General features: G+C 73.9%; 16 protein-coding genes. 8 read left to right on the top strand and 8 right to left on the bottom strand.

Annotated features, from left to right (window positions below):
• Positions 1-182: 182 nt before the first annotated feature.
• On the top strand, positions 183-986 hold the full coding sequence (locus tag Q2K19_RS19920) for an SGNH/GDSL hydrolase family protein (RefSeq protein ID WP_302762848.1): 804 nt from the start codon (positions 183-185) through the stop codon (positions 984-986).
• Between the two features lie 56 nt (positions 987-1042).
• Here Q2K19_RS19920 and Q2K19_RS19925 read toward each other — a convergent pair whose 3' ends face one another.
• On the bottom strand, positions 1043-2332 hold the full coding sequence (locus Q2K19_RS19925) for an exo-beta-N-acetylmuramidase NamZ family protein (protein WP_302762849.1): 1290 nt from the start codon (positions 2330-2332) through the stop codon (positions 1043-1045).
• A gap of 88 nt (positions 2333-2420) precedes the next feature.
• Positions 2421-2912: a glutathione peroxidase gene (locus Q2K19_RS19930; RefSeq protein WP_302762850.1), complete on the bottom strand. Its 492-nt coding sequence runs from the start codon at positions 2910-2912 to the stop codon at positions 2421-2423.
• Positions 2913-3055: 143 nt separating this feature from the next.
• Between Q2K19_RS19930 and Q2K19_RS19935 the strand changes: the two genes are divergently transcribed.
• From Q2K19_RS19935 to Q2K19_RS19950, 4 genes are all read left to right on the top strand, one after another.
• A complete protein-coding gene (locus tag Q2K19_RS19935) occupies positions 3056-4675 on the top strand; it encodes a glycosyl hydrolase family 18 protein (RefSeq protein ID WP_302762851.1) in 1620 nt (539 codons plus the stop codon).
• Positions 4676-4861: 186 nt separating this feature from the next.
• Complete coding sequence (locus Q2K19_RS19940) at positions 4862-5356, top strand: hypothetical protein (RefSeq protein ID WP_302762852.1); 495 nt, start codon at positions 4862-4864, stop codon at positions 5354-5356.
• Between the two features lie 113 nt (positions 5357-5469).
• Entirely contained in the window at positions 5470-6876 is a 1407-nt protein-coding gene (locus tag Q2K19_RS19945; RefSeq protein ID WP_302762853.1) for a class II 3-deoxy-7-phosphoheptulonate synthase, read from the top strand.
• A 46-nt stretch (positions 6877-6922) separates the two neighbouring features.
• Entirely contained in the window at positions 6923-7897 is a 975-nt protein-coding gene (locus Q2K19_RS19950; RefSeq protein WP_302772654.1) for a threonine aldolase family protein, read from the top strand.
• 45 nt (positions 7898-7942) lie between these two features.
• Here Q2K19_RS19950 and Q2K19_RS19955 read toward each other — a convergent pair whose 3' ends face one another.
• A complete protein-coding gene (locus Q2K19_RS19955) occupies positions 7943-8803 on the bottom strand; it encodes a deoxyribonuclease IV (protein ID WP_302762854.1) in 861 nt (286 codons plus the stop codon).
• Positions 8800-10785: a Stk1 family PASTA domain-containing Ser/Thr kinase gene (pknB, locus tag Q2K19_RS19960; protein ID WP_302762856.1), complete on the bottom strand. Its 1986-nt coding sequence runs from the start codon at positions 10783-10785 to the stop codon at positions 8800-8802. Before pknB ends, Q2K19_RS19955 begins: the two co-directional genes overlap by 4 nt.
• Before the next feature lie 156 nt (positions 10786-10941).
• Here pknB and Q2K19_RS19965 point away from each other — a divergent pair, with 156 nt between their 5' ends.
• The gene (locus Q2K19_RS19965; RefSeq protein WP_446839631.1) at positions 10942-11331 is read left to right on the top strand and encodes an Rv2175c family DNA-binding protein; all 390 of its coding nucleotides are present in this window, start codon (positions 10942-10944) and stop codon (positions 11329-11331) included.
• Positions 11332-11409: 78 nt separating this feature from the next.
• Here Q2K19_RS19965 and Q2K19_RS19970 read toward each other — a convergent pair whose 3' ends face one another.
• Together Q2K19_RS19970 and Q2K19_RS19975 are read right to left on the bottom strand one after the other, a co-directional pair.
• Positions 11410-12492: a polyprenyl synthetase family protein gene (locus Q2K19_RS19970; RefSeq protein WP_302762857.1), complete on the bottom strand. Its 1083-nt coding sequence runs from the start codon at positions 12490-12492 to the stop codon at positions 11410-11412.
• 27 nt (positions 12493-12519) lie between these two features.
• Positions 12520-13947: a helix-turn-helix domain-containing protein gene (locus Q2K19_RS19975; protein ID WP_302762858.1), complete on the bottom strand. Its 1428-nt coding sequence runs from the start codon at positions 13945-13947 to the stop codon at positions 12520-12522.
• A 231-nt stretch (positions 13948-14178) separates the two neighbouring features.
• Between Q2K19_RS19975 and metF the strand changes: the two genes are divergently transcribed.
• A complete protein-coding gene (metF, locus tag Q2K19_RS19980) occupies positions 14179-15096 on the top strand; it encodes a methylenetetrahydrofolate reductase [NAD(P)H] (protein ID WP_302762859.1) in 918 nt (305 codons plus the stop codon).
• A 45-nt stretch (positions 15097-15141) separates the two neighbouring features.
• Positions 15142-15831 carry a CDP-alcohol phosphatidyltransferase family protein gene (locus Q2K19_RS19985; protein WP_302762860.1) on the top strand — a complete coding sequence of 230 codons (690 nt, stop codon included), beginning with the start codon at positions 15142-15144 and terminating at the stop codon, positions 15829-15831.
• Positions 15832-15912: 81 nt separating this feature from the next.
• On the opposite strand, the gene Q2K19_RS19990 is transcribed toward Q2K19_RS19985, so the two are convergent.
• Together Q2K19_RS19990 and Q2K19_RS19995 are read right to left on the bottom strand one after the other, a co-directional pair.
• Positions 15913-17007, bottom strand: a complete 1095-nt coding sequence (locus Q2K19_RS19990; RefSeq protein ID WP_302772454.1) for an IS30 family transposase — start codon at positions 17005-17007, stop codon at positions 15913-15915.
• 189 nt (positions 17008-17196) lie between these two features.
• Positions 17197-18681, bottom strand: coding sequence for a phytoene desaturase family protein (locus Q2K19_RS19995; RefSeq protein WP_302762861.1), 1485 nt, complete (start codon positions 18679-18681; stop codon positions 17197-17199).
• Between the last annotated feature and the right edge of the window lie 3 nt (positions 18682-18684).

Consider the following 18684-nt stretch of genomic DNA (forward strand, 5'->3'; position numbering starts at 1 on the left):
CGTCGCCGATCCGCCACGGCGCCCGGGTTGCGGCGGAAACCTTCACGGCGGCGTCATCGCCTGGCAATGATTTGTATGTATAAGGGTCTATCGGCACGGGCTGCGAATAAGTGATCTTCCGTGGCCGTCCGATCTATTGATATCTATCTCCCACCACCACTTCCCACCCCCAGGAGTGCGACGTGCGGAGATCCCGTCTTGCCACCCTCGTCCTGATGCTGGCCTCGTCCCTCGGCGTCACGTTGACGCTGGCCGCCCCCGCCCAGGCCGCCGCCACCGACCGGTACGTCGCACTCGGCGACTCGTACGCCTCGGGCGTCGGCGCCGACAGCTACACCTCGGAGAGCGGGTCCTGCATGCGCAGCACCAACGCGTACCCCGCCCTCTACAACGCCAACATCCAGCCGGCCTCGTACCGCTCGGTGGCCTGCTCCGGCGCGACGACGGCCAGCGTCATCGACAGCCAGCTCGCCGCGCTGTCGTCGACCACCACCCTGGTCAGCGTCACCGTCGGCGGCAACGACGTCGGCTTCGCCAACATCATGACCACCTGCGTGCTCCAGAGTGAGAGCCAGTGCGTGGCCGCCGTGCAGGCCGCCGAGGACAAGGCCCGCACCGAGCTGCCCGCCAAGCTCGCCAACGTCTACAACGGCATCAGGAGCCGCGCCCCGTCGGCGCGGGTGGTGGTCGTCGGCTACCCGGTCTTCTACCAGCTCGGCACCATCTGCGTCGGGCTCAGCGCGACCTCCCGGGCGAAGATCAACGAGGGCATCAACCTGGTCGACGACATCACCCGCACGGCGGCCACCTCGGCCGGCTTCACGTTCGCCGACGTCCGGTCGATCTTCGTCGGCCACCAGCTCTGCAGCTACGGGGAGAAGTGGCTGCACGCGTTGAACTACCTGAACCTCACCATCTCGTACCACCCGACCGCGGCCGGGCAGTCCGGCGGCTACTACCCGGTCTTCCGGTCCGCCGCGGGCTGACCCGGGCGCGTCCCTCCGCTCCACCCCGCCAGCCGGGGCGGAGCGGAGGGATCCGGTCAGTAGAGCAGGTAGGGGCGCCGCCGCTGCTCAAAGGCCGCCAGCTCGTCGGCCCAGCTGCCGACCACCTCGTCCACGTCGGCTCCCGCGTCGATCATCGTGCGCAGCCGGGGCGAGCCGGTCAGCTTGTCCACCCAGTACGGCCGGGCGGTGTCCCACGAGTCCGCCCGCCACGCGAACGCCGGGTACCGGCGTGCCTCCACCAGCATCGCCACCGCGGTGCGGATGGGGTCGTAGGCGGCCCGGTTGACGACCTTCACCTCGACGCCGGCGCAGAGCTTGTTCAGCAGCGCCGGCTTCTGCCCCGCCGAGGTCGGGGTGAAGTACGCCTCGCGGAACTCGACGCCCGGCAGGTTCCGCGCGTTGAGTCGGTCTCCCCAGTGGTGGTCGAAGTCGCCGGCGAGGCCGCCGATCAGCTCGAACGGCCGGCAGGTGCCCCGCCCTTCGGTGATCGAGGCGACTCCCTCGAAGAGGCAGGTGCCGGGGTAGACCAGCGCGGTGTCGGTGGTGGGCATGTTGGGGCTGGGCATCACCCAGGGCAGGTCGGTGTCGGCGGCGAGCAGCCCACGCTTCCAGTTCCGGCACCGCACCACGTCCAGCTCGACCGGCCGTCCGGCGTCCGCGGGCAGGAACTCCGCGTTGAAGAGCCGGGCCAGTTCGCCGACGGTCATGCCGTGCTGCTGGACGATCTCCTTCAGCCCCACCCCCGACGTGTAGGCCGGCGTCATCATCGGCCCGTACGCCCGTCCGCCCACCGGGTTGGGCCGGTCGAGGACGACGTACCGCTTGCCGACCCGGGCCGCCGCGACCATCGAGGTGTACATCGTCCAGATGTAGGTGTAGAAGCGGGCGCCGACGTCCTGGATGTCGAAGACGACCGTGTCCACGTCGGCCTCCGTGAACAGGCTTTCCCACCGGGCCTGGCTGGCGCCGTACGCGTCGTAGACGGTGATGCCGGTCCGGGCGTCCGTCCCGGTGCCCTCGCTGCCGCCGGCCTGGGCGGACCCGCGGAATCCGTGCTCGGGGCCGAACGCCGCGACGACCTGCACGCTGCCGGTGCCGTGCATCAGGTCGACCAGGTGGCGGTAGGCCGAATCGACGCCGGTGGGGTTGGACACCACCCCCACCCGCTGGCCGGCGAGTGCGGTGAACCCGGAATCGACCAGCACGTCCAAGCCGGTCGCCACGCGCCGGATGCCGGGCACGGCGTGCCCCGTGCCCGGGGCCGCCGCGGCGACCGCGCCCGCCGCGACCGCGCCGGAGCTGGTCAGGAACCTTCTGCGCTGCATGGAGACCTCCCCTGTCCGAGCCATTGAAACTTAGCTACAGCTCGATGCGCGGTCAAGGAAGGTTCCCTACATCTCCCGCCGGTCGGGGTCAGCCGAGCGGCAGCACCTCCTCGATCGCGGCGCGCAGCTCGGGGGAGTCCGGGGTCACCTGCGGGGCGAACCGGGCCGCCACCGTGCCGTCCGGCGCGACCAGGAACTTCTCGAAGTTCCACCGGATGTCCCCGGTGTGGCCCTCGGCGTCCGGGGTGGACACCAGCGCGGCGTAGAGCGGGTGCCGGTCGGGGCCGTTGACGTCGACCTTCTCGGTCAGGGGAAAGGTCAGGCCGTAGTTGACCTGGCAGAACTCCTCGATCTCGGCGGCCGTGCCCGGCTCCTGGCCGGCGAACTGGTTGCACGGCACGCCGAGCACGGTCAGGCCCCGGTCGGCGTACTGGTCGGCGAGGGCTTGGAGGCCGGCGTACTGCGGGGTGAGCCCGCACTTCGAGGCCACGTTGACCACCAGCAGGGCGCGGCCCCGGTACCGCGCGAGATCCGCCGGGCCGCCGCCGAGGGCGTCGATCGATACGTCGAAAACGGTCATGTGCCGAGGCTACGCGCCCGCCGGGACGCGCCGGCAGGCGCTCAACAGATCGATGCATCTACATCTTGACGAAGTGATGAAGGGGTGAGTACGGTCTCGGAAATCAATAAGGAAAGTTTCCTAACTGTTTGGGGAGACGCCGTATGAAGAGATCGCTCCGCCGGGCCCTCTGGGCCACCGGCGCCGTGGTCGCGCTGGTGGCCGCGGCGATGCCTCTGGCGACCGCCTCCGCGGCCGGCAGCGTGACCGCCACCTTCACGAAGGTGCAGGACTGGGGGACCGGCCACGAGGGCAAGGTCACCGTCACCAACGGCACCAGCGCCAGTGTGGACACCTGGCGCATCGAGTTCGACCTGCCCGCCGGCACCACCATCAGCAGCTTCTGGGACGCGGACGTCACCAGCAGTGGCAACCACTACGTCGCGGTCAAGAAGAGCTGGGCCGGTCCGCTCGCCCCCGGCGCCAGCTTCAGCTGGGGCTACAACGGCACCGGGGCGTACCAGGCGCCGCTGACCTGCACCGTCAACGGTGCGTCCTGCTCCGGCGGTGGCACCCCGCCGCCCACGACCACGACCACGCCGCCGACCACGACCCCGCCCACCACCACGCCGCCGACGACCACCCCGCCCACCACGACCCCGCCCACCGGCGGCAAGAAGGTCGTCGGCTACTTCGCCGAGTGGGGCGTCTACGCCCGCAACTACCACGTCAAGAACATCCACACCAGCGGGTCCGCGGCCAAGCTCACCCACATCCTGTACGCGTTCGGCAACACCAGCGGCGGCCGGTGCAGCATCGGCGACAGCTACGCCGACTACGACAAGGCGTACACCGCGGCGGACAGCGTGGACGGCGTCGCCGACACCTGGGACCAGCCGCTGCGCGGCAGCTTCAACCAGCTCCGCAAGCTGAAGAAGATGTACCCGAACCTGAAGGTGCTCTGGTCCTTCGGCGGCTGGACCTGGTCGGCCGGCTTCACCCAGGCTGCGCAGAACCCGGCCGCGTTCGCCGACTCCTGCTACGCCCTGGTCAAGGACCCGCGCTGGGCGGACGTCTTCGACGGCATCGACATCGACTGGGAATACCCGAACGCCTGCGGTCTCCAGTGCGACAGCAGCGGCCCGAACGCCTTCAAGAACGTGATCAGCGCGCTGCGGAGCAGGTTCGGCTCCAGCTTCCTGGTCACCGCGGCGATCACCGCCGACGGCAGCAACGGCGGCAAGATCGATGCGACCGACTACGCCGGCGCGGCGTCGAACCTCAACTGGCTGATGCCGATGACGTACGACTACTTCGGCGCCTTCAACGCCCAGGGGCCGACCGCCCCGCACTCGCCGCTCTACTCGTACACCGGCATCCCGCAGCAGGGCTTCTGGTCCGACGCGGCGATCCAGAAGCTCAAGTCCAAGGGCATCCCCGCCGACAAGCTGCTGCTCGGCATCGGCTTCTACGGCCGGGGCTGGACCGGGGTCACCCAGACGGCGCCCGGCGGCACCGCCACCGGCCCGGCGCCGGGCACCTACGAGCAGGGCATCGAGGACTACAAGGTGCTCAAGAACAGCTGCCCGGCCACCGGCACCGTGGGCGGCACGGCGTACGCGAAGTGCGGCTCGAACTGGTGGGGCTACGACACCCCGGCCACCATCGGCGGCAAGATGACCTACGCGAAGAACCAGGGCCTCGGTGGCGCGTTCTTCTGGGAGCTCTCCGGTGACACCAGCAACGGCGAGCTGATCGGCGCCATCAAGGGCGGACTCGGCTGAGCCGAGCGCCGACGCACCACCCACCCGGCGGGGAGGGGCCGCACCGGCCCCTCCCCGCCCGCGTGACCGCGTGCCGCCTGGCCGGGTGGGGCGGTCGGGGTGAGGATGGGTGGGCGCGTGACCGGGTCGATGTGACAGACTCGCCGTCCGGCACGTCTCGATGCCGGACGCCGATGGGAGGGATCGATGGGCCAGCAGCACCGGGGAGCGGTGACCGGTTTCGCCCTGCTCGCCCTCCTGCCGATCGCGCTGACCGGCTGCGGCTTCGGCGCCAAGGACGACGCCGGCGGCGCCCCCGCCACCGAGGCGCAGCGGGCCCCGGCGGAGGAGGCGGCCGCCAAGAGCCGGGAGCGGGTGCAGGCCTACCTCGACGCGATGGCCGGCAAGGACGTCGACGCGGGGCGCAGCCAGCTCTGCGCGACCCTGCAGGCCGCCTTCGACGACGCCGCCACCGGCCCGAACGGCGACTTCGCCGACCACTTCACCGTCCCGCAGGCCACCATCACCGACGTCCGGTCCGGCCCGCACGGCGAGGAGGTCAGCACCTCGATCACCGTGGCCGTCGGCTCCCGCAAGGCCACCCGGCCGCTGCTGTTCACCGTCACCCGCAGTGGCGCCGACTGGTGCATCTCCGGCGAGGCGCGGGGCGGCAACACCCCGGAGCCGGCCACCACCCCGTGACCCGGCACCCGGGCTGACCTGCGCTCCACCGGTGGTGTGGCGATTGTCTCCCAGTAGCCGGAACCGTCCCCCTCGGCGGCCGGACGCCCCGGTGGTCGCCGTAGGCTTCTGTCATGCGCCATGAGTGGCATCAGTTGAGTCACCCCGCGGTGGGCAGCCCGGGCCTGCAGACCAGCCGTCCGACCGTCGACTCGGCCGAGGACGCGGCCCTCGGTCTGGACCGCTGGCGGGACCTTCCCCGTGCGCAGACCCCGCCCTGGCCGGACCCGGTCCAGGTCGCCGAGGTCGGCAGGGTGCTCGACACGGTGCCCTCGGTGGTCGCGCCGTACGAGGTCGACCAGCTCCGGCAGCGGCTCGCGCTGGTCTGCGAGGGCAAGGCGTTCCTGCTCCAGGGCGGCGACTGCGCGGAGACCTTCGCCGACAACACCGAGAGCCACCTGCTGGCCAACGCCCGCACCCTGCTCCAGATGGCGATCGTGCTGACCTACGGCGCGTCCCTGCCGGTGGTGAAGGTGGCCCGGGTCGCCGGCCAGTACACCAAGCCGCGCTCGCTGCCGACCGACGCCCGGGGCCTGCCGGCCTACCGGGGCGACATGATCAACTCGCTGGAGGCCACGCCCGAGGCGCGGGTCGCCGACCCGCAGCGCATGATCCGGGCGTACGCCAACTCGGCCGCCGCGATGAACATGCTCCGGGCGTACCTGGCCGGCGGGCTGGCCGACCTGCACGCGGTGCACGACTGGAACAAGGACTTCGTCAAGCAGTCGCCGGCCGGCGAGCGCTACGAGGCGATCGCCCGGGAGATCGACCGGGCCATCGCCTTCATCCGGGCCTGCGGGATGACCGACGACGAGGCGCTGCGCACGGTCACCCTCTACTGCTCCCACGAGGCCCTCGCCCTGGAGTACGACCGGGCGCTCACCCGGATCTCCGGCAACAAGGCCTACGGCCTCTCCGGGCACTTCCTGTGGATCGGCGAGCGGACCCGGCAGATCGACGGGGCGCACATCGACTTCATCTCCCGGATCGCCAACCCGATCGGCGTGAAGCTCGGCCCGACCACCACCCCGGACGAGGCCATCGAGCTGTGCGAGAAGCTCAACCCGGACAACGTCCCCGGCCGGCTCACCCTGATCAGCCGGATGGGCAACCACCGGGTCCGCGACGCCCTGCCGCCGATCGTCGCCAAGGTCACCGCGGCCGGCGCCAAGGTGGTCTGGCAGTGCGACCCGATGCACGGCAACACCCACGAGTCCTCCAACGGCTACAAGACCCGGCACTTCGACCGGATCGTCGACGAGGTGCTCGGCTACTTCGAGGTGCACCGCGGCCTGGAGACCCACCCGGGCGGCCTGCACGTCGAGCTGACCGGCGAGGACGTCACCGAGTGCCTGGGCGGCGCCCAGGGCATCGAGGACCTCGACCTGCCCGATCGTTACGAAACCGCCTGCGACCCGCGACTGAACACCCAGCAGTCGCTGGAGCTGGCCTTCCTGGTGGCGGAGATGCTGCGTGGCTGAATTCATTGATCTTCGTTCGGACACCGTGACCCGGCCCACCGCCGGGATGCGGGCGGCCATGGCCGACGCCGAGGTCGGCGACGACGTGTACGGCGAGGACCCCACCGTCGCCGCGCTGGAGGCGGAGGTCGCCGCGCTCTTCGGGCACGAGGCGGCGCTGTTCGCCCCGACCGGCTCGATGGCCAACCAGATCGCCCTCCAACTGCTCGTGCCGCCGGGGGACGAGCTGCTCTGCGACGCCGACGCGCACGTCGTCACGTACGAGATCGGCGCGGCGGCCGCGTACGGCGGAATCTCGTCGCGGACCTGGCCGGCGGTCGGCGCGGAGCTGGACCCGGACGTGGTGGCCGGGATGATCCGGCCCGACGGCTACTTCGCGGTGCCCACCCGGGCGATCGCCGTCGAGCAGACCCACAACCGGGGCGGCGGCGGGGTGATCCCCCTCGCCGCCCTGCGCGAGCTGCGGCGCGTCGCCGACGACCACGACCTGGCGCTGCACTGCGACGGCGCCCGGATCTGGCACGCGCACGTCGCCGACGGCGTGCCGCTGGCCGAGTACGGCGCGCTCTTCGACACCCTGTCCGTCTGCCTCTCCAAGGGCCTCGGCGCGCCGGTCGGCTCCCTCGTCGTCGGCAGCGCGGAGAAGATCGCCCGGGCCCGCTTCGTCCGCAAGCGGATGGGCGGCGGCATGCGGCAGGTCGGCATCCTCGCCGCCGCCGGCCGGTACGCCCTCGCCCACCACATCGAGCGGCTCGCCGAGGACCACGCCAAGGCGGCCCGGCTGGCCGAGGCGGTGGCCCCGTTCGGGGTGCTCGCCACGCCGGTGCGGACCAACATCGTCCCGCTGGACCTGACCAAGCACCCGCTCGACGCGAAGGCCCTCGCGGCCGCCGCCCGGGCGGAGGGCGTGCTGATCTCCGTGCTCGGCCCGCGCACCGTCCGCCTGGTCACCCACCTGGACGTCACCGACGACGCTGTCGACCGCGCCGCGGAGATCCTCACCCGCGTCCTCCGCGCCTGACCCGCCCGCCCGCCGGGCCTGGATGATCCCGGGCCCGGGGGTGGGTCAGGGGTGGAGGCGTTTGAGGGTGGCGATGTCGGCGGCGTGGCCGACGTGCTTCTCCGTGGGGGTCTCCACCAGGACCGGGACGCCTGCCGTGGCGGGGTGGCACATCAGCTCGGCGAACGCGGGCTCGCCGATGGTGCCCTTGCCGATGTTCTCGTGCCGGTCCCGGGTCGAGCCGCACAGGTCCTTCGAGTCGTTCGCGTGCACCAGCTTCAACCGGTCGGCCCCGACGGAGGCGACCAGCGTGTCCAGCGTCGCGGTCATCCCGCCCTCGGCGGCCAGGTCGTGCCCGGCGGCCCAGGCGTGGCAGGTGTCGAAGCAGACGCCCATCATCGGGTGCCGCTCGACCGCGTCCAGGTAGGGGCCCAGGTGCTCCACCCGGGAGGCCAGCGAGCGGCCGCCCCCGGCGCTCGGCTCGACCAGCAGCATCGGCCCGCCGACCGCCGCCGTCTCGTCCAGCAGCGGCAGCAGGGCCTCGCGTACCTGCCGCATCGCCGCCTCGGCGTGCCCCGCGTCCACCGCGCTGCCGGCGTGGAAGACCACCCCCTCGGCGCCGATCGCCCGGCCCCGGCGCAGCGCGTGGGCCAGGGTCTGCGCCGACCGCTCGACCGTGGCCGCGGTGGGGGAGCCGAGGTTGACCAGCAGCGAGGCGTGGATGAAGACCGGCACCCCCCGCTCGCCGCAGCCGTCCCGGAACAGGACGTCCTGCGCCGCGTCGCCCGCCGGTAGCGCCCAGCCCCGCGAGTTGGAGACGTAGACCTGCACCACCTCGGAGCCGGCCGCGTCGGCGTACGGCAGCGCCGCCTTCGCCAGGCCGCCCGAGGTGGGGGTGTGCGAGCCGACCCGCCGCCGCGCGCTCACAGGCACGTCACCGTGACCGGGGTGCCCGGCGGGACCGGCGTGTTCTCGCCCGGGTTCTGGAAGCGGGCGATCCCGTTGGGGTTGAGCTGGATGTTGACCGGGAAGCCCTGGCTCTCCAGCACCTGCTTGGCCTGCTGGCACGGCATGTCGACCACCCGGGGGACGGGCACCTGCGCCGGCCCCTTGCTGATGTCGAGCTTGACCTCGGCACCCTTCTCCACGCCGGCGCCGTCGGCCGGGCTCTGGCCGAGGACCTCGTCCCTCGGCTTGTCCGAGTCCTTGTACGTCTCCACCGGCTTCAGCCCGAGCTGGGCGAGGATGGTCCGGGCCTCGTTGATGTTCTTGCCCACCAGGTTCGGCACGGTCACCGGGGCGCGACCCTTGCTCAGGATCACCGTCACCTTCGTCCCCGGCTTGACCACCGTGCCCACCTTCGGGTCGGTGGCCAGCACGACCCCGGCCGGCAACTCGTCGTCGTACCGGGCGGAGCCCTTGGCCACCACCAGCTTGGCGTTGGCCAGCTCGGCCTGGGCCAGCTCGTAGTCCTTGCCCACCACGTCCGGCACGGGCAGCTTTTCCGGACCGAGCGACAGGGTCAGGGTGATCGTGCCGCCCTTGAGGATCCGGGCCGCGGAGGCCGGGTCCTGGCCCAGCACGCTGTCCTTCGGCGTCTTCTCGTCGTAGCGGGGCTCGGCGTAGCGCAGGGTGAACCCACCCCGGGCGGCCTGCCCCTCCGCCTCGGCCTTGCTCAGGCTGACCAGCTGCGGGGCGACCGTGTAGCGCCCCACGCCGAACCACCAGCCGCCGAGCGCGGCCACCAGGCCGAGCACCACGGCCGCCGCGGCGACCGCCAGCCGGCCGCGCGGGGAGCCCATCACCCGGGTACGCAGCCCGGCCAGCCGGGCGCCGAGGCTCTCGTCCTGCTCGGCCCGGCGCCGGTGCGGGCGCTGTCCGGCACCGCCCTCGGGCAGCCGGGCCCAGGCGGGGCGCTGGGCCGGCTGGACCGCCGCGACCACCATGGTCGGCTGGGCCGTCGGCGCGGTCTCGTCGTCCAGCCGGCGCAGCACCGCGGTGTGCGAGTTGGTGTTGCCCAGGTCGTCCCGGGCCACCTGCACCTCGGCCAGCAGCGCGCCGGCGTCGGTGGGGCGGCCGCCGGGGTCCCGGCGGGTGGCCCGGCCGACCAGGTCGTCGAGGACCTTGGGCAGGCCCGGGACCAGGGTCGACGGGGCGGGCACGTCGCGGTCGACGTGCTGCCAGGCGATGTCCACCGGGCGGTCGCCGTCGTAGGGCACCCGGCCGGTGAGCATCTCGAACAGCACGATGCCGGCCGAGTAGACGTCGGTGCGCGGGTCCGCGCGGCCCTCGGTGACCAGCTCCGGGGCCACGTACGCCACGGTGGCCATCAGCTGGTTGCCGTTCTCCTCCTCGGCGCTCGCCTCCACCGCGCGGGCCAGCCCGAAGTCGGCCACCTTGACCACGCTGTCCACCAGGTTGGCGGGGCCGCTGCCGGGCGCCTCGGCGACCAGCACGTTCTCCGGCTTGACGTCACGGTGCACCAGGCCGGCCCGGTGGGCGGCCGCGATCGCGGCGAGCATCTGCTCGGCGATGGCGAGCGCCTCGTCCGGGTTGAGCCGGCGCCGCTCGGTCAGCACGTCGCGCAGGGTCCGGCCGCGGACGTACTCCATGACCAGGTAGGGGAGGCCGGCGTGGGTGCCCTGGTCGTAGACCGCCACCACGTTGGGGTGGGTCAGCCGGGCGATGGTCTTCGCCTCGTCGGTGAACCGCGCCACGAAGCCGGCCATCCGGGCCCGGGCCTCCGGCGCCTGGGTGGGATGAATGATCTTGACCGCCACGGTGCGCTCCAGGCGCTCGTCGGTGGCGGTGTACACGGTCGCCATGCCGCCACGGGCCACGCGACCGCGAATGCGGTAGCGCCCGTCGATCAGCGAGCCCAGCAACGTGTCGGCGACCTGTGTGTCCATCGGCAGGCAGTCTATGTGTCCGTCGGGTGAAGGTTGAACAGGATGCTACAGCCGGGGTCCGACCAGGCGGGGTCGCCGCGCACGTCGGACCCCCGGTGGCACGCCGGACGGGGGTGCCGCTGCCGGGGCGTACCGGGCACGTGGCAGGGTGGTCGGGTGACCGATTCCGTACCCGCCGACGCGGCCGCCACCGGCGCCGACCTGCCCGGACCCACCGACCCGGCCGGCTGGCTGCCGCTGCCGGACGTGGCCGAGCGCCTCGACGTGTCGATCAGCAAGGTGCACCAGATGATCCGGGACCGGGAGTTGATCGCGGTCCGCCGCGACGGCGTGCGCCGGGTGCCCGCCGACCTGGTGGCCAACCGCACCGTGCTCAAGCACCTGCCCGGCGTGCTCAACCTGCTCGCCGACGCCGGGTACGACGACGAGGCGGCGCTGCGCTGGCTCTACGAGGAGGACCCCAGCCTCCCCGGCACCCCGGCCGCCGCCCTCGCCGGCGACCAGGCCCGCGAGATCAAGCGCCGCGCCCAGGCCCTCGGCTTCTGACCCGCCCCCGTCGTCTCCGGTCGATCGTGAGGTTGGCGGCGAAGTCGTCAACCTCATGATCGACTCAGCGGGGCGGGGTCAGTCGGTGCGGCGGGTGGCGGCGATGGCCAGGTCGACCAGGGCCTGGCGGGCCTCGGTGTCCAGGTCTACGGTGGCCAGCGCGGCCAGCGCGCTCTCGGTCAGCGCGGCGATCCGCCGCTCGGTGAGCTCCAGCGCCCCGCTCGCCGTGATCAGCTCGCGCAGCCGGGCCACCCCCTCGGCGTCCAGCCCGGGGTCGCCGAGCCCGCCGAGCAGCACCTCCCGCCCGGCGTCGTCGACCGCCTCCACGGCCGCCGCCACCAGATACGTCCGCTTGCCCTCGCGCAGGTCGTCGCCGGCCGGCTTGCCGGTGCGCTCCGGGTCGCCGAAGACGCCCAGCACGTCGTCGCGGAGCTGGAACGCCTCGCCCAGTGGCAGCCCGTACGCCGAGTACGCGGCGTGCACCTCGGCCGGGGCGTCGGCCAGCGCCGCGCCCAGCAGCAGCGGTCGCTCGACGGTGTACTTCGCCGACTTGTAGCGGGCCACCTTGCCGGCCCGCTCCCGCGAGGTGTCCCCGGTGACCTGGGTCAGCACGTCCAGGTACTGCCCGACGGTCACCTCGGTGCGCATCTCGTCGAAGACCGGCCGGGCCCGGGCCACCGTACGCGGGTCGAGGCCGGCCGAGTGCAGCAGCTCGTCCGACCAGACCAGGCAGAGGTCGCCGAGGAGGATCGCCGCAGCGTCGCCGAACCCGTCCGGGTCGCCGCCCCAGCCGGCCGCCCGGTGCCGGGCCGCGAACCGCCGGTGCACCGCCGGCTCCCCCCGCCGGGTGTCCGAGCGGTCCATCAGGTCGTCGTGGATCAAGGCGCTGGCCTGCACGAACTCCAGCGCGGCGAGGGCGCTCACCACCTGGTCGGAGTCCACCCCACCGGCGCCCCGGTAGCCCCAGTAGGCGAAGGCCGGGCGCAACCGCTTCCCGCCCCCGAGCACGAACGCCTCGATCGCCTCGGCGACCGGCACCAGGCCGTCGTCCACGGCCGTCAGCCAGCCGCGCTGGCCGGCGAGGAACTCGGTGAGCGCCTTGTCGATCCGCTGACGCAGGCCGGCGCGGTCGACGGGGGATACGGGAGCAGCGTGGGTCACGCCACGACGCTAGCCGGTCCCCACCGGTCAGGTCGTGCCGCCCGGTCGGCGTGGCGTGCGGGGCGTGGCCCGGGGCGGCCTCGCCCCGGCCGTCCCGGGCCCGCTCCCCGCCCGCCGCGGCAGGTACGGGCGGGCCGCGGCGAGCAGGTCGGCGTACCGCCGGGCGGCCGGCTCGTCGGGGTGCCAGGCCAGCCGCCGGCGGACCTCGGTGAGCTGGCCGACCGCCCGGGGCGAGCCCGACCGGACGGCGTCCAGCAGCGCCGCCCCGGCGACCGCGCAGGCCGCCTCGACCTCGCCGAGCTGGAGCTGGCCCCGGGCCAGCCAGCCGCCGTAGACCGCCGCGCGCCGGGGGCGACCCCGCCCGCGCGCGACCGGCCCGAGCAGGGGCCCGGCGGGCCCGGGCCGGCCCAGCGCGACCAGGGTGCGACCGGTCATCGCGGCCAGCTCGGTCCGGTCGAGCCAGTAGAGCCAGGGCGGCTCCCGGCCCGGCTCCGGCCCGCCGGTGTCGGCCGCGGCGGCCAGCGCCTGGCTGGCGGCGCGGGACCGGCCGGCGAGCGCGGCGGCGAACGCCACCCGGTGCAGCAGCAGGGCCCGCAGTCCGGGCGACGCCGCACGGCGGCTGCCCGCGTAGCCGGACCGGGCCAGCGCCAGCGCCCCCAGCGGGTCCCCGACGCCGGCCAGCAGGTGGCTGGCCGACCCGAGCACGTGCCCGGCGAGCGCCGGGTCGCCGGCGGCCACCGCCGCGCGCAGCGCCAGCCGGTAGGCGTCCAGGCCGCCGGTCACCTCCCCGGCGTCGGCGGCGAGCCACCCGGCGAGCTGAGCCGACTCGGCCAGCCCGGGCAGCAGCCGGCGGCGGGCGGCCGGACCGGCGGCCCGGTAACTCCGGGCCGCGCGGCGCAGCCGGCGGGCGCCGTGCCCGGCCAGGTCGCCGCCGCCCAGCAGGTCGTCCCAGCGGCGCAGCTCGGCCAGGTCCTCGGTCGCCGGCCCGTCGCCTCCCGGCCCGTCGCCTCCCGGCCCGTCGCCTCCCGGCCCGTCGCCTCCCGGCCCGTCGGCTGCGGGACCGGCCAGGGCGCGGCCGGTCAGCGGGCCGCCCAGCGCCGCGCCGGACGGGTCGGCCGACCAGCGGTGGGCCAGGGTGAGCAGGGCCACCCGCGCGCGGGAGCCGACCCGGTCGATCGCCGCCGGCACGGCCCCCAGCCGGCGGCTGTGCGCGGCGGCCTCGGTCAGCAGTTCGCCCGGCGCCCCGAGCACCACCGCGAGCCAGCCCAGCCAGAAGTCGCCGGGGAGCCGGCGCTGCCGCTCCCACCGCGAGACCTCGTGCCGGGTCAGGGTGGGCACGCCGGAGGCGGCGCAGAGCGCCGCCGCGACCCGCTGCTGGCTCCAGCCGCGCGCGGACCGCAGCTCGGCCAGGAGCGGCCCGAGCGGGCGCGGGTCGGGTGGTGGGAACGGGATCATCGGGCCTCCGGAGGGCGTCGGCGCTGGTGGCGACGCGGACGCCCGGCTGCCCCGCCGGACCGGCGCGCCGCCGATCGTGCTGACCCCCGCGCGGCCCCCCGGAGCGCCGGCCACCGGCCGGCCCCACCGCGCTGCCCCCTTCCTACCCCCGGGGTACGACGCTCCGCCGTTCCGTGCTCGCGGGCTGGGAAGATCCTGGGTGCGGCGGGACGTCGCGGTTAGAGTCGGGACGTGGCGCTCGGTCTTCCCTCGGGCCTCCCCAATCCCCAGCCGGCGATCGGGGAGCTGATCCGTGCCGGGCAGCCCACCTTCTCCTTCGAGTTCTTCCCGCCCAAGACGGCGCAGGGGGAGCGCCTGCTCTGGCAGGCCATCCGCGAGCTGGAGTCGCTGCGCCCCTCGTTCGTCTCGATCACCTACGGCGCCGGCGGCTCGACCCGGGACACGACGGTCTCGGTGACCGAGCGGATCGCCACCGAGACCACCCTGCTGCCGATGGCCCACCTGACCGCGGTCAACCACTCGGTCGCCGAGCTGCGGCACGTCATCGGCCGGCTGGCCTCGGTCGGCGTCCGCAACGTGCTGGCCGTGCGGGGCGACCCGCCGGGCAACCCGGGCGGCGAGTGGGTCCGGCATCCGGAGGGCGTGCTCTACGCCGAGGAACTGGTCCGGCTCATCCGCGACGCCGGCGACTTCAGCGTCGGGGTGGCGGCGTTCCCCTACAAGCACCCGCGCTCGCCCGACGTGGCCAGCGACACGGCGCACTTCGTCCGCAAGTGCCGGGCGGGGGCCGAGTTCGCCATCACCCAGATGTTCTTCGACGCCGACGACTACCTGCGGCTGCGTGACCGGGTGGTGGCGGCCGGCTGCGACACCCCGATCCTGGCCGGGGTGATGCCGGTGACCCAGCTGGGCACCATCGAGCGGTCCGTGCAGCTCTCCGGCGCGCCGTTCCCGCCCGCGCTGGCCGAGCGGTTCGCCCGGGTCGCCGACGATCCGGAGGCGGTCCGCCGCCTCGGCATCGAGCAGGCCAGCGAGATGTGCGCGAAGCTGCTGGACGAGGGGGTGCCGGGCATCCACTTCATCACCCTCAACCGGTCCACCGCCACCCGCGAGGTGTGGCAGCATCTCCGGGCCGACGCCCGGGTGTGACCGGCCGGGCCACGACACCGGCCCCGCCCTTCTACGGTTGATCCCGTGGTGGGCACACAGCTGAACTGGGACCAGTACGCGACCGCGTGGGCGCGGCTGCACGGCGGCTTCGATCCCCGGGTGGCCGCCCCGGTGGTCCGCGCCTGGCTGCGCTTCGCCTACCACGTGGGCTACGTCCTGGGCCGGCTGCGGGTCGGCCCGACCCCGGTGACCGTGGTGGGGGTGCTGTTCTGCCTGGGCGTACCGCTGCTGGTCGGGCGGCCGACCGACGGGCCGTTCCTCGGCGCGCTGTTCGTGCTGCTCGCCGCGGTGGCGGACAGCGTGGACGGCGCGGTGGCGGTGGCCACCAACCGCACCACCCGGCTCGGCTACGTCTACGACTCGGTCGCCGACCGGCTCGGCGAGGCCGCCTGGCTGACCGCGTTCTGGCTGATCGGCGCGCCGGGCGCGCTGGTCGCGGCGGCCGGCGGCCTGTCCTGGCTGCACGAGTACGTCCGGGCCCGGGCGGTCTCGGCCGGGATGCGGGAGATCGGCGCGGTGACCGTGGGGGAGCGGCCCACCCGGGTCTGCGTGGCCCTGGGCGGGCTGGTGGTGGCTGGGCTCGCCGGGCTGCTCGACGCCGACCTGATCGCCGGCACCATCACCATGGCCACCACGGTCTGGTTGCTGCTGGCCGGCTTCGGCCTCGGCCAGCTCCTCTCCGCCGTCCGCCGCGCCCTGATCGACGCCGGCTGACCCGCCCGGGCCCTCGAGGCCCGGTGTTAAGAAGGGGCCCCTGCTCTACCGGGTGGATTCCAGGGGTCGTTGCAACACGGCTTAGTCGGTGACGGCTAGGAGCTTAGCGAGACGCTCGGCTGGGGTGTCCCAGCCGAGCGTTTTGCGTGGCCGGCCGTTGAGTTCGGCGGCTACTGCGGCGAGGTGCTCGGGGTGGTGGGCGGCCAGGTCGGTGCCCTTGGGGAAGTACTGGCGCAGGAGGCCGTTGGTGTTTTCGTTCGATCCGCGTTGCCAGGGTGAGTGCGGGTCGCAGAAGTAGACGGGCATGTCAGCGGCGGTGCTGAACTGGTGGTGCAGGGCCATCTCGGCGCCTTGGTCCCAAGTCAGGGATCGTTTGAGGTGGGCGGGCAGGGTGGCGATGGTGGTCAGCAGCGCGTCGCGGACGTGCTCGGCGGTGCGTCCGCGGCCCAGATGTACCAGCAGGACGTATCGGGTGGCGCGTTCGACGAGGGTGCCGATGGCGGAGGTGTTGTCCTTGCCGATGATGAGGTCGCCTTCCCAGTGGCCGGGCACGGCCCGGTCGGCCACGTCGGCGGGCCGTTCGCTGATCATCACCATGGGGGTGGTGAAGCGGGGCTGGCGTTGTCCGGGCTGGCGGTGCGGGCGGCGCACCGCCCGGCCGGTGCGCAACGCCCGGGTCAGCTCGCGGCGTAGCTCACCGCGTCCTTGGACGTAGAGCGCCTGGTAGATCGTCTCGTGGGTCACGTGCATCCCTGGCCGGTCGGGGAAGTCTCGCCGTAACCGTCGCACGATTTGTTCCGGGCTCCACCTGCGGTCCAGGCCGTCCTGGACGGCGTGGCGCAGCTGCGGGTTCGCGGCGAGCTTGCCGGTCTTCGGCCGCGGGCGCCGCGCCTCGGCCCGCGCCTGCGCCGCATGGGGACGGTAGTCACCGGTCTCCGGGTGGGCGTTGCGGCGCAGTTCCCGGCTGATCGTGGAGGGATCCCGTCCCAACTCGGCGGCGATCGACCGCAGTGACCTGCCCTCACGCCGCAGGTCGGCAATCAGAATCCGGTCATCCACCGATAGGAACCGACCAGAGGAAGGCCCGGGCCGGGCAGGAGGCTGCGCCTCCCGCCCGGCCCGGCTTGCTCGTCCATACCGCCAGCGGTGGCCAGTACGCCGGTTAACCCCGACCATCCGGCACGCTTGTGCGATACCCACACCGTGCGCCACAAGATCAAGATAAGCCTGGCGCTCAGCATGCAACTTCTTCCGGCCCTGAGGCGACCGGTCCTTGCGGATCTCGAACACTGCAACCCCTGAACAAGTCAGGCGTTGCAACCACCACTAGAACCCAAGCCGCAGGCGTTAAGAAGGGGCCCTTCCTTACCAGGCGGGGCCGATGGCGTCGGCGACGATCTGGGCGGAGAGGGTGACCATGGGGAGGCCGCCGCCCGGGTGGGTGGAGCCGCCGACCAGCCAGAGGCCGGCCGCCGGGCCGCGGTTGGCCGGGCGGAGCAGGCCGCCCGCGGTGCCGTAGATGGCGCCGCCGGGGGCGCCGGCGGCCACGTCCAGGTCGGCCGGGGTGCGGATCTCCCGGAACACCAACCGGTCCCGGACGTCCACGCCCCGCTCGGCGAGCACGTCGAGGATCCGGTCGGCGTACGCCTCGGCCAGGCCGGGTCGCCGCCAGTCGACCGCGCCCGCCGCGGTGCCGTGGCGGGCGGCGTTGACCAGCACGAACCATGCCTCGTGCCCGTCCGGGCGGACGGCCGGGTCGTCGGCCACGGTGACGAAGACCGCCGGGTCGAGGGCCGGCCGGGCCCGGACCCCCCGCCCCGGGTCGCCGAAGACCGCGTCGAACTCGGCGTCGTAGTCGCGGGGGAAGAAGACGGTGTGGTGCGCCAGCCCGGAGTCCCCGCGCACGCCGAGCAGCAGCACGAAGCCGGCCAGGCTGCGGTCGGTGAGCCCGGCCAACCGGCGCGGGGTGGGCAGCAGGTCCCGGTAGACGGTGAGCGCGTCCACGTTGGCCACCACCACGTCGGCGGGGATCGGGGCGGCCACCCCGGCGAGGCGTACCCCGTGCACCCGGCCGCCGGCGGCGTCGATCCGGGTGACCGTGGTGCCGGTCCGCACCACCACGCCCAGGTCCAGGCAGCGGGAGAGCAGCGCGTCGGCGAGGCTGCCCAGCCCGCCGCGCAGGTACCAGCCGCCGAAGGCCAGCTCCGCGTAGGGGACGGCGACCAGCGCGGCCGGGGCGCGGCGCGGGTCGGCGCCGGTGTAGGTGGCGTACCGGTCGAGCAGCATCCGCAGCCGCGGGTCGGACAGCTGGCCGCGGCCGAGGCCGCGCAGGGTGCGGCCGGGGGCGATGGCGGCGAGGTCACCGAGCCGCCAGGCCAGCGCGGCCAGGTCCCGCGGGGAGTCGACGGCCCGGCCCAGGATGTCCCGGTGGGACGCCGTCCACACCCGGGTGGCCCGGTGCCAGAGCCGCTGCCAGTCGGCCGCCGCCCGGTCCCCGAGGGCCGTGCCGATCCGGGCGGTGAACTCGGCCGGATCGGCGCAGGAGTCCAGGGTGGGGCCGTCGGGGAAGACGTGCCGGACGATCGGGTCCAGCGGCACCAGGTCGAGGTATTCGTCGAGCTTCGCCCCGGTCGCCTCGAACAGGTCGTGGAAGACCTGCGGCAGGGTGACCAGGCTCGGCCCGGTGTCGAAGCGCCACGTCCCCTCGGCGGTGTCGTGGGTGTGCCGGCCCAGCTTGCCGCCGACCACGTCGGCGCGCTCGAAGACGGTCACCTCGTGCCCGGTGACGGCCAGCCGGGCCGCGGTGGCCAGCCCACCCACGCCGGCGCCGATGACCACGATCCGCGCCATGCC

The organism is Micromonospora sp. NBRC 110009 (assembly GCF_030518795.1).
In the GTDB taxonomy this organism is placed as follows: domain Bacteria; phylum Actinomycetota; class Actinomycetes; order Mycobacteriales; family Micromonosporaceae; genus Micromonospora.

Coding starts and splice junctions, on each gene's coding strand:
- Q2K19_RS19945 (WP_302762853.1), top strand. CDS start 5,470: ATGCGCCATGAGTGGCATCAGTTGAGTCACCCCGCGGTGGGCAGCCCG.
- Q2K19_RS19940 (WP_302762852.1), top strand. CDS start 4,862: ATGGGCCAGCAGCACCGGGGAGCGGTGACCGGTTTCGCCCTGCTCGCC.
- Q2K19_RS19975 (WP_302762858.1), bottom strand. CDS start 13,947: ATGATCCCGTTCCCACCACCCGACCCGCGCCCGCTCGGGCCGCTCCTG.
- Q2K19_RS19925 (WP_302762849.1), bottom strand. CDS start 2,332: ATGCAGCGCAGAAGGTTCCTGACCAGCTCCGGCGCGGTCGCGGCGGGC.
- Q2K19_RS19995 (WP_302762861.1), bottom strand. CDS start 18,681: ATGGCGCGGATCGTGGTCATCGGCGCCGGCGTGGGTGGGCTGGCCACC.
- Q2K19_RS19935 (WP_302762851.1), top strand. CDS start 3,056: ATGAAGAGATCGCTCCGCCGGGCCCTCTGGGCCACCGGCGCCGTGGTC.
- Q2K19_RS19990 (WP_302772454.1), bottom strand. CDS start 17,007: ATGGTCGGGGTTAACCGGCGTACTGGCCACCGCTGGCGGTATGGACGA.
- pknB (WP_302762856.1), bottom strand. CDS start 10,785: ATGGACACACAGGTCGCCGACACGTTGCTGGGCTCGCTGATCGACGGG.
- Q2K19_RS19930 (WP_302762850.1), bottom strand. CDS start 2,912: ATGACCGTTTTCGACGTATCGATCGACGCCCTCGGCGGCGGCCCGGCG.
- Q2K19_RS19950 (WP_302772654.1), top strand. CDS start 6,923: ATGCGGGCGGCCATGGCCGACGCCGAGGTCGGCGACGACGTGTACGGC.